Annotated in this window: 18 protein-coding genes; 14 read left to right on the top strand and 4 right to left on the bottom strand. The window is 70.3% G+C overall.

The window, feature by feature from the left end; translation table 11 throughout:
- Window positions 1–92: 92 nt before the first annotated feature.
- Window positions 93–494, bottom strand: a complete 402-nt coding sequence (locus tag BT341_RS44025) for a hypothetical protein (RefSeq protein WP_143168442.1) — start codon at window positions 492–494, stop codon at window positions 93–95.
- Window positions 495–618: 124 nt separating this feature from the next.
- On the opposite strand from BT341_RS44025, the gene BT341_RS00830 reads away from it, so the two are divergent.
- Both BT341_RS00830 and BT341_RS00825 read left to right on the top strand, forming a co-directional pair.
- On the top strand, window positions 619–1,503 hold the full coding sequence (locus BT341_RS00830; protein ID WP_072474428.1) for a helix-turn-helix domain-containing protein: 885 nt from the start codon (window positions 619–621) through the stop codon (window positions 1,501–1,503).
- Window positions 1,500–1,679 (top strand): DUF397 domain-containing protein, encoded by a 180-nt coding sequence (locus BT341_RS00825; RefSeq protein WP_072474427.1) that lies wholly within the window; start codon window positions 1,500–1,502, stop codon window positions 1,677–1,679. Before BT341_RS00830 ends, BT341_RS00825 begins: the two co-directional genes overlap by 4 nt.
- Window positions 1,680–1,799: 120 nt before the next feature.
- Here the strand turns inward: BT341_RS00825 and BT341_RS00820 are convergent, their stop codons facing one another.
- The gene (locus BT341_RS00820; RefSeq protein WP_072474426.1) at window positions 1,800–2,078 is read right to left on the bottom strand and encodes a DUF397 domain-containing protein; all 279 of its coding nucleotides are present in this window, start codon (window positions 2,076–2,078) and stop codon (window positions 1,800–1,802) included.
- A gap of 610 nt (window positions 2,079–2,688) precedes the next feature.
- On the opposite strand from BT341_RS00820, the gene BT341_RS00815 reads away from it, so the two are divergent.
- Together BT341_RS00815 and BT341_RS00810 are read left to right on the top strand one after the other, a co-directional pair.
- Window positions 2,689–2,958: a hypothetical protein gene (locus tag BT341_RS00815; protein WP_072474425.1), complete on the top strand. Its 270-nt coding sequence runs from the start codon at window positions 2,689–2,691 to the stop codon at window positions 2,956–2,958.
- A complete protein-coding gene (locus BT341_RS00810; protein ID WP_072474424.1) occupies window positions 2,955–3,968 on the top strand; it encodes a hypothetical protein in 1,014 nt (337 codons plus the stop codon). The genes BT341_RS00815 and BT341_RS00810 overlap by 4 nt, the downstream gene beginning before the upstream one ends.
- 239 nt (window positions 3,969–4,207) lie before the next feature.
- Here the strand turns inward: BT341_RS00810 and BT341_RS00805 are convergent, their stop codons facing one another.
- On the bottom strand, window positions 4,208–4,831 hold the full coding sequence (locus BT341_RS00805) for a hypothetical protein (RefSeq protein ID WP_218177717.1): 624 nt from the start codon (window positions 4,829–4,831) through the stop codon (window positions 4,208–4,210).
- A gap of 272 nt (window positions 4,832–5,103) precedes the next feature.
- Here BT341_RS00805 and BT341_RS00800 point away from each other — a divergent pair, with 272 nt between their 5' ends.
- The 10 genes from BT341_RS00800 (at window position 5,104) to BT341_RS00755 (ending at window position 14,738) form a co-directional block, all read left to right on the top strand.
- Window positions 5,104–5,511, top strand: a complete 408-nt coding sequence (locus BT341_RS00800) for a DUF4382 domain-containing protein (RefSeq protein WP_143168441.1) — start codon at window positions 5,104–5,106, stop codon at window positions 5,509–5,511.
- 3 nt (window positions 5,512–5,514) lie between these two features.
- Window positions 5,515–6,507 carry a C40 family peptidase gene (locus BT341_RS00795; protein WP_072474421.1) on the top strand — a complete coding sequence of 331 codons (993 nt, stop codon included), beginning with the start codon at window positions 5,515–5,517 and terminating at the stop codon, window positions 6,505–6,507.
- Window positions 6,504–7,025 (top strand): hypothetical protein, encoded by a 522-nt coding sequence (locus tag BT341_RS00790; protein ID WP_143168440.1) that lies wholly within the window; start codon window positions 6,504–6,506, stop codon window positions 7,023–7,025. The genes BT341_RS00795 and BT341_RS00790 overlap by 4 nt, the downstream gene beginning before the upstream one ends.
- The gene (locus BT341_RS00785; RefSeq protein WP_084742711.1) at window positions 7,022–7,342 is read left to right on the top strand and encodes a hypothetical protein; all 321 of its coding nucleotides are present in this window, start codon (window positions 7,022–7,024) and stop codon (window positions 7,340–7,342) included. Before BT341_RS00790 ends, BT341_RS00785 begins: the two co-directional genes overlap by 4 nt.
- Before the next feature lie 5 nt (window positions 7,343–7,347).
- Entirely contained in the window at window positions 7,348–8,055 is a 708-nt protein-coding gene (locus tag BT341_RS00780; RefSeq protein WP_143168439.1) for a DUF8175 domain-containg protein, read from the top strand.
- Between the two features lie 181 nt (window positions 8,056–8,236).
- Window positions 8,237–9,502, top strand: coding sequence for a TrbL/VirB6 family protein (locus BT341_RS00775; protein WP_143168438.1), 1,266 nt, complete (start codon window positions 8,237–8,239; stop codon window positions 9,500–9,502).
- Window positions 9,503–9,551: 49 nt separating this feature from the next.
- Window positions 9,552–11,015: an SCO6880 family protein gene (locus BT341_RS00770; RefSeq protein WP_143168437.1), complete on the top strand. Its 1,464-nt coding sequence runs from the start codon at window positions 9,552–9,554 to the stop codon at window positions 11,013–11,015.
- A 131-nt stretch (window positions 11,016–11,146) separates the two neighbouring features.
- Window positions 11,147–12,577, top strand: coding sequence for an ATP-binding protein (locus tag BT341_RS00765; RefSeq protein ID WP_143168436.1), 1,431 nt, complete (start codon window positions 11,147–11,149; stop codon window positions 12,575–12,577).
- Window positions 12,574–14,322 (top strand): type IV secretory system conjugative DNA transfer family protein, encoded by a 1,749-nt coding sequence (locus BT341_RS00760; protein WP_072474454.1) that lies wholly within the window; start codon window positions 12,574–12,576, stop codon window positions 14,320–14,322. The genes BT341_RS00765 and BT341_RS00760 overlap by 4 nt, the downstream gene beginning before the upstream one ends.
- Window positions 14,322–14,738: a DUF4913 domain-containing protein gene (locus BT341_RS00755; protein ID WP_143168435.1), complete on the top strand. Its 417-nt coding sequence runs from the start codon at window positions 14,322–14,324 to the stop codon at window positions 14,736–14,738. The genes BT341_RS00760 and BT341_RS00755 overlap by 1 nt, the downstream gene beginning before the upstream one ends.
- A gap of 129 nt (window positions 14,739–14,867) precedes the next feature.
- Here BT341_RS00755 and BT341_RS00750 read toward each other — a convergent pair whose 3' ends face one another.
- On the bottom strand, window positions 14,868–15,128 hold the full coding sequence (locus BT341_RS00750) for a helix-turn-helix domain-containing protein (protein ID WP_218177716.1): 261 nt from the start codon (window positions 15,126–15,128) through the stop codon (window positions 14,868–14,870).
- Window positions 15,129–15,134 lie beyond the last annotated feature (6 nt).

Genomic DNA, 15,134 nt, shown 5'->3' with positions numbered 1-15,134 from the left:
GCACGCTGGAGATCTGGAACCCGGCAGCCACGGACGCGGGAGCCACACAACCCGCGGCCGCCGGGAAATCGGGGTTGGCGAGCAACGAAAAGTCACTCGGCATGGTCGACTCCTGGGTCGATGCGGTCGGCGTCGGTCATGAGCTCTTCGCCAACGTCGTGCAGGAGCATCCCCAGGTCACGCTCCTTGGAGGCGAGCTCTGCAGCAGGTAGCTGCGAGTGCGTGATGCCGATGATTCGACGCTGCAGGTCAGCGGCGAGTCGACGAGCTCGCTCGATCACTGCAGCGGTTCGGGAATCCACGATGGCCGGCCCTTCTCGTGTCAGCGCGTCTGCATGAGCATCACGACGCTGACCTGCAAAGACGGAGGTCTCCGACCCCCGCTCACGTGGTGCACGAAGCGAGGAGTGGTGCATGCGTGCACCACCATGAGAGAAGGGGCGCAGCGAAGCTGCCAGCGAATCAGCTGGTAGCGTCTGATCCAAGGCGGCCATGCGAGTCACCTTCTGGTGCGTAGATTTCCATCGGTGCGCACCACTGTGCACCACATGCACCATCCGTGCAATACAACGAACGGGTGCTACCGTGCGGCCATGGGCCTACAGCTAGGTTTGGTGCATGGCGCGCACCAACTTTGAAGGCGCTGCGGCCGCGACAGGCCGGCAGCGCACGCTCACCGGCCTCCTGCGTGCTGTGTACGAGGAACAGGACCCAAGGCCTTCCCTCCGGCAGCTCGGGGCGCAACTCGGCGTGGCCCACACGACCATCAGTCGATGGCTGGACGGCTCGGTCACGCCGGATGCCGAACGCGTGTCTGGATTTCTCGCGTGCCTTGGTGTCGTCGGCGATAAGCGAGAGAAGATCATGCGCCTCGCCCGCGGCGAGGGGAGCGCCGAGGTCTGGGTTACGGCTGGACCTCCTGGCGTCGCCGACCAGCTGACCGCAGCGGTCCAGCTGGAAAGCCAGGCGACGAGCATGGTCGAGTGGTCTCCGCTGTTCGTGCCGGGCATGCTGCAGGTTCCCGAGTACGCGCGCGCGATTATTGGCAGGAACCCGAAGACCCCACGCGCCGAGGTAGAACAACTGGTCACTCTTCGGCTTGGTCGACAGCACGCCATCGCCCGCGAGAACCCGCTACCTCTGATCGCGATTCTCGGCGTACCGGCGATCCGTGGTGCAATCGGCGGCGACAGGACCATGCTTTCCCAGCTCAAGCACCTGGTGAAGGTCTCGCGTCGTAAGGCGATCACGCTCCGGCTCGCGGAGGTCAACGGCGATTGGCACGGCGGCTTGCTGGGCTCGTTCATCGTGTACGACTTCGCCCAGCCGATGCCGTCCATCGTTTCGCTCGAGCACCACCGGACGGCGTCCTTCGTCGATGGCGCCGCTGATGTCGACGACTACAAGCAGCTTGCATCGACACTGCTCGACCTGGCTTACGACGAAGACGAGAGCCGGAGCCTGATCGAGGCCGAGATCGAGAAACGGGAGAACGCATCGTGAACGACCGCTGCGACACTGGTTGGTTTACCTCGTCCTACAGCGGTGAGCAGGGGCAGTGCGTCGAGGTGCGGATCAACCGGAGCGTGCGCATCCGCGACACGCAGAATCGCCTTGGAGGCGAACTGACCGCCCATTCTGAGGCGTGGAGGGCTCTACTCGATCAGCTCCGCGGGTAAGCCCCGCCGATCAGACCATCGAGGGTCCAGGAGCCGGCGCTCCTGGACCCTCGGCCGCGTCTCGGCCCACACTCGTCGGCCGGTTGCAGTGATGCAGCCGGAATCGCAATAGAGCTGGGTCTACGCCTTGGCGAGGTCTTCGGGCAGGTCGAACTCGCCGTCGCGGACGCCCTTGACGAACGCGTCCCACTCCGACGGCGTGAAGACGAGGATGACGCCGTCCGGCTTCGCCGACTGCCGCATGGCGGTGTAGGTGACGCCGTCGGTGTGCTCGATGAAGGCGTACTCGACGCAGTCGTCGAGGGTGACCCCCTCCGGCTCGGCCCGGATCCACTCCGCCTTCGAGAAGTCGAGGTGGTGCCGGATGTGCGCCTTGTCGTCGACCGGCTGCTCACTCATGCCGCAAGCGTAGAGGCCGACGCGAGCACGACGGCCGAGACGTCGAAGGCCTCGGCGGACTGCAAGCTCGCCGAGGCCTTCGCGTTGATGGGCACCGCGCGAATCGGTGCGCCATCGGGGTCCTGTGCTCCGGACTGGTCATCTGCTTGCCCAGGACCGGGGCGTCCAGCGTGCCGAACGGCCCCACGAACTCACTGTAGGTGTGGATCACCTTGACCACCATGGGTGCGGAGGTGCTTGGACCCGTCGGGAACTCGTGGCCACGCGACCGCAGCGTCCAAACACGTTCTGACCAGCTATAACGCTGCTCGACTCTCCGAGTTAGCTCGGAGAGTCGCGTCCAAAGCAAGGGAGTTTGGACGCGTCGTTGGTCATCGTGGACGGTGCGGTGGGCGCGGATCTCGGCTCGAACACGTGTACCTCGCGCAGGTTGTCGGTCGATGGTGCCACACTTTCGGTGTCCCCCGGCGCGGTGCTCGTCGGCGGAGCACCTGGACCTCGCGGGCCGCGAACCCGCCCCAGGTGCGAGACCTGAAGTCTCCGGACTGGTCGTCTCGCTGCGGCCCGGTGGCACCGGCCGGGCCGCCCTGTCCTCCCCAGGAGGAACATCGTGTCGAAGAAGAAAGTGCCGCCGTGCGCGCTCGTCGCCGGCGAGGCTCCCGACTCGGCCAGGCCGAGCGCGATCATCGTCATCGCGTTGATCTTCGGGTTCGAGGCCTACTTGCTCTCCACCGGCATCGACGCCGTCACCGCGGTCGTGCTCGTGACGGCCGGGGTGATCGCCGCCAGCTTGACCACCGTCAAGCCGACCAGCATCCCCGCCGCGCTCAAGTCGCTCACCGTTCTGGTACACCTGCTGCGCGGGGCGGTGGCGCCGTGAGCGTGCCCATCGTCGCCGGGGGCCCGGAGGACCGCCGCGAGGGTTTCGTTCTCCCGACCGGCCCGTCGTTCTTCACCTACGACGTGACCGCGCCCATCTCCAAGGGCCCGAAGGTGCGCATGGCCGACGTCAAGTTGGTGTACCCAGCAGTCCGCGAATCCTGGCGTAGGAGGCTCAGCGACACCGACACACGGCTGGACTGTCAGTTGATTATTGGCTCCGACTGGAAACCCGACACCAAGCTCGCTCGTGGCACTCGTTCCGAACCGATCGAGGTCTACCTGCCAGACTGGCACTCCTACCAGCCGGACCAGCCGCCGCGGTACACCTCGTCGGAGAAGGTGGTTCTCGAGGTCGGCGAGCTCACCGTCGAGACGGTCGCCGACTTTCGGGCGCTGCTGAAGAAGGTGCTTGACCGCGCCGGGCTGACCTGCGGGCAGATCGCGATGAAGACGTCGATCAACCGCTCGTCGCTTTACAACCTGGTCGACGTCCGCAGGAGCGGGCTGCCCACCAAGCCCGACCAGGTCCAGGAGTTCTTGTGTGCCTGCGGGCTGCAGTTGCAGCAGGTCGCCACGATCATGCGGTCGTGGTCGCTGCTCAACGCCGCCAGGCCGAAGCCCACCGGCAAGCCGGCCGCGGCGACAACGCCGGCGGCGGCCTCGACGCCGATCACCAAGCTCAGCCCGCGAGAGATCGTTCGCGAGGCGACGGCGCTGCGCGGTCCGCGGGTCGGGGACTTCGCGATCGGTGACATCGGCCGAGAACTGGTGCGGACGCGGACGCTGCTGCCGATCGTGTTCTGTGTCGCCGTACTCCTCGGATGGCGGGTCGCGGTGCACGTCATGGCGGGCGACCGCGCCGACGTCGGCGTCTGGACGCTGCTGCACATGTCCTCAAGCTGGTGGTTGCTGACCACCATCGGGCTCGTGGTGTCCACGCAGGTGCTTCGTTGGCGACTGCGCCGGTCGGTGCGGCCGCGGTTGAAGAGCAGGCGCGGTTCATCCTGAGATTGGTCGCGGTGCTGAGATCCGGGTCGCTGGCCGTGGTCGCCATGTGACGACGGAATCGGTCCGGCGGCAGGGTGGGGGGGAGCCCCGCCGCCGGACCGGGTGCAGCGTGAGCTGCTGATCGTGGAGACGGTTGGCTGTGCTTCACCGTTACGCGGCGCGGCTCAACGAGGTGATGCAGGCTGCATCACCGGGCGCACGCAGCCGCTGTAGCTACCGCCGATCGCCGCGGTCGACGATCACCATTTGAGGTCGAGCCGCCGGACGCACAGCGCGGCCCGGGTGAGCGGTTGCCACGCGAGGATCTCGCCGGCGACCTTGTGCTGGTTGGTCGTGCCGCCGACGCGCACGCCGATGAACCCGGCGCCCTCGTACTCCGGCTCGTTGTCGGCGACGGCGAGGTTCGTGGGGGCTTCGACTGCCACGATCAGCTGGCCGCCGAGGATGCTCGCCGATTCCGGGCAGGCGAGCTGTCCGGCGGCCTTGGCGTCGTCGTGGTTGAGCGCGTCGACGAACTTCGCGATGAGCTTTTTCGCCTCGGCAAGCTGTTCGGGGCTGCCCATGTGGATGGTGGTTTTCGCCGCGGCGCTGCTCGTCGGCGCGGTGGGCGGCGCGCTCGTGCTGCCCGGCGCGGCCGCGGTGCGGGCTGGGTCGTGGTGGTGGAGGAAGAAGCCGGGGTAGGCGAATCCGGTGACCGCGAGGATGGCGACGAGCAGGCCGATGACCGCGATGGCGATACGCCGGCCGACCGGCTTCGGTGGCGGTGGAACTGGTGACGCGTCGGGGTAGGCGAGGGGCCGGTACGGCTGCTGGTCGGGCCACGTCGGCGGATGGTTCGGCTGGGTCATCGGATAGGCCCCCATCAGGCAATTACTGACTTTGGTTGACAAAATACGGACTTAGCTTACCCTCGTGGTAGCGAGTGCAACCAAACTCAGCATTCGCGTTTCCGCAGTGGGCGTGACCTGGGGGAAGGCCGCTCACGCGGCCGACACCGGGGGAGTCCGCCGTGCGTTTTGTGCTGCCCGTTTTCTGTCTGCCCGCCGCGGTGGTCGTGGCCGGATGCGCCGTCACCGCGCCCTCGCCCGTGCCGTCGTCCACCGCGTCGATCCAGCCTCCATCACCGGTGCCGAGCGTGGGCACGAGCGCCCCGCCGAGCAGTACCTCCGAGCATCCGGCGGTCTCCGCCGCCCGGGAGTGGGCGACCCGGTGGTGCGGCTGGTCCTGGAAGGACCCGTTCGGCGCCCGCGAAGCGCGGGCCCGCGAGCTGATGACCGCGGAAGCCGGCCGGGCCCTGGTGCCCACGGCGGCCGACACGTGGCAGCGCGACGTCGTCGGCACCCACGAGTCCGCGACCTGCTCGACGTTCTCGGTGTGGCTGACCGACGGCCCCCGCGGCGACGCGCACGTCTACGTCGCGATCACCGCCAAACGGGTCGTGCTCAGCGATGACGGGCTGGTGTCGAGCCCGTTCCGCGACGACCGGCGAATGAGCCTGGTCGATGGCCGGTGGCTGGTCGACGCCGCAGTGGCGGGCGGGTGAGCGATGGGACGCATCCTTAGCGCGATCGCGGCCGCCGTGACACTGCTCGTCGCAGCCGCCGCGGTGATCACCGTCGTGTTCACCAGCTCCGCGACCGGCTCCAGCTGCGACGGCGGCCGCGCGGTCAAGCACCTGCCCGGCTCCGAGCTCACCGATGAGCAGTTGGGGATCGTGCAGGTGATCCTCGGCGTGGTCGAGCAGCGTCAGCTGCCGGAGCGGGCCTCGATCATCGCGGTGGAAACGGCGCTGGTCGAGTCCGCGCTGCGGAATCTCGATCACGGCGACCGGGATTCGCTCGGGGTGTTCCAGCAGCGCCCGAGCCAAGGCTGGGGCACGCCCGAGCAGGTCATGGACCCGGTCTACGCGACCGGGAAGTTCCTCGACGCGCTGATCGCGCTGGACGGCTGGGAGTCGATGCCGCCCGGCTGGGCCGCGCAGGCCGTGCAGCGCTCGGCCTTCCCGGGCAGGTACGCCGAGCGCGAGCCGGAAGCCACGCAGATCGTCACCGGAGTCCGCGGCCAGGTCGGTGACCTGCCGGATCCGTGCGTCCCGCCGCACGACGTCGACGCGCCAGCCGCGGTCCAGCGGGCGCTGGCGCAGCTGGGGATGCCGTACTGCTGGGGCGGCGGCACGACCGACGGCCCGACGCGCGGTGACGGGTCGTCCCCGCCGCCGTGCGGGCCGAACTCGCCGGGGTTCGACTGCTCCGGGCTGATGCTCTACGCGTTCGCGCCGAGCGTGACGCTGCCTCGAACCAGCCGCGCGCAGTACGCGGCGCCGGGCGGCACGCACGTGGCGCTGACCGACGTCGTGCCCGGCGACATGCTGTTCTGGGGCACCGACACCCGCGACCCGGGCTCGATCCACCACGTCGCGCTGGTGGTCACGCCGGGGCAGCTGGTCGAGGCTCCCGAAGACGGCAAGACCGTGCAGCAGCGGGCCTACCGGCTCGACAGCCCCGGGCTCATGCCCTCGGCCGTGCGGATGAGCCGATGAACGCGCTGCGCTCGATCGCGCCGATCCCGCCTGCATCACCACCGGTGATGCAGGCTGGATCACCGGAGCCGCGACACCTGGTCGTGGTCGGTGCCTCCGGCAACGTCGGCACGAGCGCCGTCGCGTGGATGCTCGACGCGGTCGACGCAGGCAGCTGGCGCACCGACGTCCCCGGGCCGCTGCCCGTGCCGGACGTCCTGGTCGCCGGCGTCCCGCTGCAGGCGATGACCCGCGCCAAGAACGCGCTCCTGCTGCTGTCCCGGCTCGGCATCCGGCCGGTGCTGGTGGTGGTCGACGACGGCCACGGCCGCCCGCCCGCCGACTCCAACGCCCTGCTGATTCTGCTGCGGCCGCTGGCCCGCGAGGTCGCGCAGATCCCGTACGTCCCGGCTTGGCGGGCGTGCACCAGCCCCGGGGGTCTGACCCCGCCGACCGGCCCGGCCTTGAAGGCGGTGAACCGGTTGCGTGCCGTGTTCGCCCTCGCGCCGGTGCCTTCACCGAAGGGGGCACGCCGATGAGGCTGACCCAGTTCAACGACCCGCTCTCACCCGCTCCGCAGCCGCCGCCGTCGTTCACCATCCCCGACCCGCCCCCGGCGGCGCCGCGCGGGATGGAGTGGTTCGGCGACTTCGTGATCAGCGCGATGAAGTACTTCGGCATCGTGAGCGTGATCGTCGGATTCGCGATCTGCGCGATCATGATGGCCTTGGGCCGCCGCAACCGCAGCGAGTGGGCCGCCCAAGGCATGCTCGGCATCCCGTACATCATCGGCGCGATCCTGATCCTCGTCGGCGCCGGCGGGATCGTCGGCGGCCTGCTCACGGCCGGGCGGTGACCGCGATGCCGTGGAACGACAGGACACCGCGCCGCCGCTGGCCGCTGGTGCTCGGCGCCGCCGTCGTGGTGCTGGCCGGGCTGCTGATCGCGTCGCTCGTCTACGTCGGGCAGCACGACGCCACGCCATCGTCCTCGAGTACCGCTGCGTCGGACGCCCCGGCGGTGCCGGACCGGCTGGATTGGGGCTCAGTCAGCTGGACCGAGCTCAACGGCACGCAGGTGCCCCGCTCGGCCGAGCACGGCCCGCGCGAGAACTCCGGGCCGCTGGCGTCGGGGTTCTCCCACGACCCGCAGGGCGCGGTGCTGGCCGCGGTGAACATCGCCGCCCGCAGCAGCGGCCTGGCCGGCGGCGAGGAGATGTGGCGCCCGACCATCGCACGCCAGACCACCGGCGACGTCATGCAGTACCTGGCGGCTACCGAAGAGACATACCGCGAGGTCCTCGGACGCGGTGGCGCGGCGGCACCGGTGGTGATCGGGTTCCGGCTCGCCGGGACGAACACCGCCGACGACGTCACCTTCGACATCGTCGCTCGCCTGACCAACCGCAGCGACCCGCGGCTGAAGGCGCTGCTCGTCGGCACGCTCCATGTCCGCTGGGCAGCGGGGGACTGGCGTCTCGTCGTACCCACCGGCGCGGGCAGGCAGGTCAAGGCGATCCCTCCCGGTTTCACCGCCATGCCCGGCCAGCGCTTGACGCTGGCCGGCTGACGGGGCGGGAAGCGATCCGATGTGTGCTATCTGGGCCAACGTCCTTTCCGGAGGCGCGTGCCAGGTTGTCGAGTGGACCGGCGACCTGGTCGCCGACGGCGCGAAGAGCGTCGCGGGCTCGGCGCTGCAGGGCGCGGCGGACTCGGCGGGCCAATCAGCCGGTCAGCTGATCACGCTTTCGTTGGGCTGGTGGACGATTCAGTCCACAGTGGATTTCGGATCTCCAGCAATCCGGCTGATCCAGCAGTACACCATGCCGCTGTCGGTGATCATGCTGATGGCGGGCGTGATCCTGGCAGCGGCGAAGACAGCACTTGTCCGCCGGGGCGAGCCGTTGACGAATCTCGCGGTGAACGTCCTGACCTTCCTGGTGCTGGCCACCGCCGGGGTCGGGTTGCTCGCCGCGTTGCAGACCGGGGGCGACGCGTTCAGCGCGTGGATCATCTCGGAGGCGGGCGCCGACTTTGGCGAGCGGTTCGCCCAGGCGGCCACGTCCTCCTACACCGGCGCGTTCGGCGTGATCTTGGTGTCGTTGTTGTGCATCGTGATCGCTTTCGTGCAGTGGGTCCTGATGCTTTTCCGGGCCGCCGCGCTGGTCCTGCTGGCCGGGGCGTTGCCGTTCGCGGCCGCCGCGTCGACGGTGCAGGGCCGCACCGACTCGACGAAGCGGGTCGTCACCTGGTCGGTGGCGATCTTGCTCTACAAGCCCACCGGCGCCTTGATCTATGCGGCCGGTTTTACCACGCTCTCCGAGGGCGGCTCGCTGCTGGTGATGTTGCAGGGCGTGGTGATCCTGTTGATGGCGATCATCGCGCTCCCCTCGCTCGTGCGGCTGTTCTCCTGGATGTCCGCGCCGATGCCCTCGGGAGGTAGCGGCGGCGTCGCGGCGGCCGCTGGGGTCGCCGGGCTGGTGATGGCCCGCCGACCCGGCCGCGACGCAGGTGGCGGCGGTGGCGGCGACGTCGAGCCGGACCCGGGCGAAGTGGCCACGACAACGGGGCAAGAAGTCGTCGACCACGTGCGGGGCATGGAGACCGGCGGCGTGGGAACCGGTGGCGGCGGCGATACCCCGACGGACTCGCTGGCATCCGGGAACGTGGGCGCGGCCACCGAGTCGCCGTCCGACACGGACTCCGGCCCGGCCGAGAGCGGAGGCGCGGCGACCGAGTCGCCCTCCAGCACCGTCTCCGGTCCTACCGGGAGCGGGGACGCGCCGACCGAATCGCTTCCACTACCCGGCGGTGACAACGGGGAGGGCTCGGCGGCCGCCGCGGCGACCACGGCGGCGACGGGTGGTGCGGCGGCGGGCGCGGACGCGCCGACCGCGAGTGGTGCCGCAATCCCGGGCGGCCTGGATGGCGGCTCAGTCGTCCACGACGTCGTCGACGACGGGACTGCAGCGGCGACCTCACCCGAGCTGCCGTCTGAATCGGACGAATCGTCATGACCGCTGCGACGAGGGGCGATGCCGCCTGCATCACCGGCGGTGCGACGTGGTGAGGACCTACGGAGCCTGGCGCCGCCGGCGCGGGTTCGAAGTGCTGGGATTGCCCGCCGGGCACCTGGCCTGGCTGTTGAGCGCGGTGTGCCTGCCGATGGTGATTGCGCTGATCGACAGCGAAGCCGGGCTGTGGGCGGCCATCCCCGGTGTGCTGGTCGTGATCGCGGTGCTCGTGCGCTCGGACGGGACGCCGTGGGTGGTACTCCTCGCCCGTCGGTGGGTCTGGCACCGCGCCTACCGGCGGGGGATGACCTCGTACCGCTCGGAATTGGTGACCCGCGTCGCGGGAGCGCCGTATCTCCCGGGTCCGCTGGCACCGCTGGAACTGCTCGCGGTCCGCCAGATCACCGGCGCACCGGCCGGCTGGATGTGGGACCGGCGCGGCGGCTTCCTCACCACCCAGGTCCGTCTCGGCTCGACCGGCACCCTCCTGGCCGAGGAGGCCGCAGCGGAGGGCTGGGTGGCCGCCTTCGGCGCCTGGCAAGCCGCGCTGGGGTACGTCCCCGGCGTCCGCTCGGTGGCGATCGTGGTGGACACCGCCCCCTCATCGATCTCGCGGGTCCGCGACTACGTCGACGAACACGCCGTCGACGACGCCCCGGACCTCGCGCGCAGGCTGATGGCCGACGTGCTCGCCGAGCTGCCCGCGCAGAGCGCGGAGATGCACGTCTGGGCCGCGGTCACGCTGGATCCGCGCAAGCTGCCGACCCGGCCGACGACGATGGCGGAGGCGACCGCCGAGGCATCGGTTGCGCTGACCGGCATCGTCGAGGGTCTCGCCTCCGGCGGAGTCAGCGTGCTCGGACGCGCTACCCCGGGCTGGACAGCCTCCCGGGTCCGCGCCGCGTTCGACCCGGCCGCGCGGGGGCAGGTCGACCGCGACCAGACCGGCGAAGCGGCGGTGAGCTGGCAGCAGGCCGGGCCGCAGGCCGCGACCGAGCAGTGGGATCACCTGCAGCACGATTCGGGCTGGTCGGTGACCTACGCGCTGCGCGAGCTGCCCGCCGCTCGGGTCCGCCACGACGTCTTGCGGCGGCTGATGGCGCCCGGGGCGTGGCCGCGCCGGGTCGCGCTGCTCTACCGCCCCTATCCCGCCGACCTGGCCGCGTCGGTGGTCGACGCCGAACTGCAGGCAGCTGCGGTCCGCCGGACCGCAGCCCGGAAGGCGAAGCGCGACTTCTCCGTGCGCGAGCAAGTCGACGCCGCGCTAGCGACCGCGACCGCGGTGGAGCAGGCACGCGGCGCTGGGCTGGGGGAGCCAAGCATCCTGGTCACGGTTACGACCTTGGCCGAGGCCGACCTGGCGGCCGCGTGCGCCGACTTGGAAAGCCGAGCCCGCGGTGCCCGCTTGAAGTTGCAGCGGATGTACGGCGCGCAGCTGCTCGGCTTCGCCGCGACACTCGGCGTCGGCGTCGATCCCTACGAACTGGCCGCCCGCACGCCGGGGCGGTCGAAGTGAGGCGGCGCGGCCGCGGCGACGCCGCCCAGGTGATCCCGCCTGCATCACCTGTCGACGAGGCCGTGATCCCGGCGAACTCCGCCGCGCTGCTGGCGGCCGAGCAGGTCGACGGACGTCGCGCCCCGGAGAGCGTGCTCCCCGCCGAGTGGGTTGCCGCGCGGGACAAGCCGATCCCGCCGGCGCTCGGCTGGCGAATGCCGGGGGCGGGTCGCGCGCCCTTCGCGCCGAAGCTCACGCGCTGGGTCGGCTCCACCGCCCAGGTGAGCGGGCTGTACCCGTTCGTCCTCTCCGCAGGGGCGCCGGACTTCGGCGTCCCAGTCGGAATCCACCAGATCACCCGTGAACCGGTGTCGCTCGATGTGGGGGAGTACCTGCGCCGGGGGCTGGTGACCAACGTCGGGGTCTACCTCACCGGCGAGCCCGGCACCGGCAAGTCCACGATCGGGCGACGGCTGATGTGGGGTCTGAGCCTGTTCGGTGTTGGCGTCATGGTCCCGGCCGATTTGAAGGGCGAGCACCGGCAGCTGGTGGAAGGTCTCGGCGGCACGTGCGTCACGCTGGGCCGGGGGCTGCACCGGATCAACCTGCTCGACCCCGGTCCGCTCGCCGGCGTCCTGGACCAGGCCCCGCCTGCCGAGCGAGCCCGGTTGCGGCAGGAGATCCAGGCCCGCGCTCTGGCCCTCACCGAGGGCGCGTTGACGATCAGTTCTGGACGTCCCCTCGACGACTCCGAGCGGCTCGGGCTCGCGCTGGCGTACGAGCTGTTCGGTCGCCGTCGGCCATCCGACACGCCGACGCTGTCGGATCTCCTGGTGATCTTGCAGGAGGCGCCGGAGGAGATCCGGGCGCCGCTGCATACGGCGGACGCGGCGGAGGCGCAACGGCTGCTTCGGCCGCTGCTGGTCCGGCTGCAGCTGATCCTGCGCGGTCCGCTGGCGGGGCTGTTCGAGGGCCAGAGCACGTTCTCGATCGACCCGCGCACCCCGGCGACCAGTCTGGACCTGTCGCGGCTGGTCGCCGGCGCCGACGACGCCGCCGTGGCGATCGCCATGCTGGCCGCGTGGGGATGGGCCTCCGCGCTCGTCGACGCCGGCCAGGTCAGCGGGTTTCGCCGAACGTGGGTCCAGTTCTTCGATGAATTCTGGAGGGTCTTGCGCGCTGGCTCGGGCATGGTCGAGATCGGCGACCAGGTCGGCCGGATCGGGCGCCAGAAGGGCGTGCAGGCGCTGATGGCCTCGCACGCCTTCGCCGACTTCCAGGCGTTGGCTACTGAGGAGGACCGGGCAAAGGCCGTCGGCATCATCGCGCGGTGCTCGACGGCGATCGTGGCCGCGCAACCACAGTCGGAGCTCGACGCGCTGTCTTCGATCATGCAGTTCAGCAGGGCGGAAAGCGCCTTGATCCGTTCGTGGGCTGCGCCGCCGACCTGGTCGGGCGAGACCCAGCACCCGGGCCGCGGCCGGTTCATGCTCAAGCCGCGTGAGCGGATCGGGATTCCGGTGCGGATGCTGCTCGCGGCGTCGGAGCGGCCGTATCACGACACCGATCAGGCGTGGCGATGAGCACGGCGTCGCCGCCTCGGGACGAGGTGCTGCTCGGCTGGTTGTCGATCGGCGGGGTCGCGGCCGCTGAACTGGGCGCCGCGCTGCTGTGGGTCGCGCAGGGGGCGGTCGCGATGGCCGCCGGGGCGGGCTGGTCCCCACCGGCGTTCCGGTGGGGGATCGGTCCGGTCCTCGACGTCGTGTCCGCCCATCCGGTGACGGCGCGGATTCCGACGCTGATCGTGTTCGGCGTGTTGCTCGTGGCGGCCGTGCTGGTGCTGATCCAGGCTGCATCACGGGCGCGGCGGCTGCTGCGCTCGCGGCGCCGGCTGGCGGAGGCGGCGGCGGTGAATCGGCGGGCTGAGATCGAGGGGACGACGGCGCCGGACCGTGCGGCGGAGACCGCGCGGCTTCATCCGACGCTCACCGGGCCGCCCTCGGGTAGCCGACCGGACGTGCGGGACGTCCTCGGGGTCGCCCTGCCTTCGGGCCCGGAGATCCTCCCGGGGTGGGAGGACGTGGAGATCGCGTGGATGGCGCCGCGGTCCGGCAAGACCACGGCGCGGGCGGTGCCGCGGGTGCTGGCGGCCCCCGGCGCGGTCGTCGCGACGTCGAACCGACCGGACCTGTACCGCGCCACCAGCGGATACCGGGCGAAGCTGGGCCGGGTGTGGCGATTCGATCCGCAGCGGATCACCCGCGCACGGCGGACGTTCTGGTGGAATCCGTTGCGCCTGGTGCAGGACGACGAGACCGCGCGGCAGCTGGCGGAGCAGTTCGTCCAAGCGGTCCGGCCCAAAAGCGGCGGTGAGACGTTCTGGGCCGACAGCGCCGCAGACCTCCTGTCGGCGATGTTCCTGGCCGCGTCGGTGAGCGGGGCGTCGCTGCGCGAGGTGTGGCGCTGGCTCAACTCCTCGACCGACGACCGACCGGCGCAGTTGCTCGACGATCACGGATTCGGGCCGGTGGCCGAGAGCCTGCGCAACACGGTCTTCCTGCACGCGGAAACCCGGGATTCGGTCTACCAGACCGCAAGAACGGCTGCGAGCTGCTTGCGCAGTACTCGGATCCTGAAGTGGGTGACCCCGCAGCCGGGGCTTCCGGAGTTCTCGATGCTCGAGTTCGCGCGGTCGACGGACACGGTGTACCTGCTGTCCAAGGACGCAGCCGGCGCGGCAGGTCCTTTGTTGGCGGGGTTCCTGGATCAGCTGTTCGACGTGGCCCAGGACGAATCCGAGCGGCACGGCGGTCGGCTGCCGGTCCCGCTGGCGATGGTCTTGGACGAGATCGGCAACTGCCCGTGGGACCGGCTCCCGAAGGTGGTTTCGTACTCCGGCGGCCTCGGGGTCTCGATCAGCGCCATCCTGCAGTCCTGGGCTCAGGGCGTGCGGGTGTGGGGTGAGAACGGGATGGAGCAGTTGTTCGGAGCCACGACGATCAAGGTCTTCGGCGCAGGGGTCGAGGACGAGCAGCTGCTTCGCCGGATCTCCCTCGCGGTCGGCCGGCATGACGTCGTGCAGCGCTCGACCACCTACGGCTCGGGCGGCCGGTCGGTCACGACGAGCATGGACCACCGCGAGATCTTGCCGCCGGATTCGGTGCGTGCGCTGGAAAAGGGCACTGCTCTGGTCCTTCTTACCGGTCGTCGGCCGGTGATCGTGCGGTTGATGCCGTGGTACGAGACGTCCTACCGTGACGTCGTCGCGCAGTCGATCGCGGAGGCTCAACGCGAACTGGCGGAGCTGGCCAGCCAAGGCAGGCCGTGATGCAGGCTGGATCGGGCAAGAAGAAGTCCAAGAAGGAGCCGGAGCCGTCCACGTGGGATCCCGCCGAGCTGGTGCGGTGGCTGGAGACGACGGTGTTTCCGGTGTACCTGCGGCCGCTCGGCCGGCCGGGGATGCACTGGTGTAGTCGATGGTGGGCCCACGCGGAGGCGTGGGCGCGCTTCGCCGCCTGCCATCGGGCGTGGCAGGAGCTGGTCGCCGAACCCGGGATCGGGCTGTCGGTCTGGCATCGCGACCACCTCGACCCGATGCTGCTGCAGTTGCTGGGGGAGAACGGGCCGTTCGCCGCGTGTACGCCGCGCTCGCACACCGACCCGACGCGGGCCCGGCATGTGCAGCCACCTTCCTATGACACAGAGGAGATTCCGCGGAAAGAGCAGTCGCGCCGCGGTCGGTGACGTACCGAAGTCCGGCCACCGTCCTGTACACGGCGTTATACGTCTCGCGTTCGAGCGAAATGATGCAGGCTGGATCGTCGCTGACGAGAATCTCTCGCGGCGCGGCGCACCATCGGTAGCCAGCCGAGGCTAGCGGTCGCCGAGCGGGCGGTCATCCAGCAAATCGGCAGCGCGCAGGCCGAGCGCGCTAGCCAGGTGCCACAGGGTCAGCACGGAAATGTTGCCCCCGTGCTCCGCCCTGCTGATGTTGCCGCGATCCACCCCGCTGAGCGCAGCAAGCTCCACTTGGGTTAGATCCGCGCTTCGACGAGCAGCACGAAGACGCTTTCCCATCGCCGCGAGGTGCTGTTCAAAGTCGTGATCGGACGGCTCGTCAGTGCGCTGGTTCATCGCCCG

The organism is Amycolatopsis australiensis (assembly GCF_900119165.1).
In the GTDB taxonomy this organism is placed as follows: domain Bacteria; phylum Actinomycetota; class Actinomycetes; order Mycobacteriales; family Pseudonocardiaceae; genus Amycolatopsis; species Amycolatopsis australiensis.
Note: the sequence above shows the minus strand (reverse complement) of the source record. Positions and strands in the feature narration are given on the sequence as shown.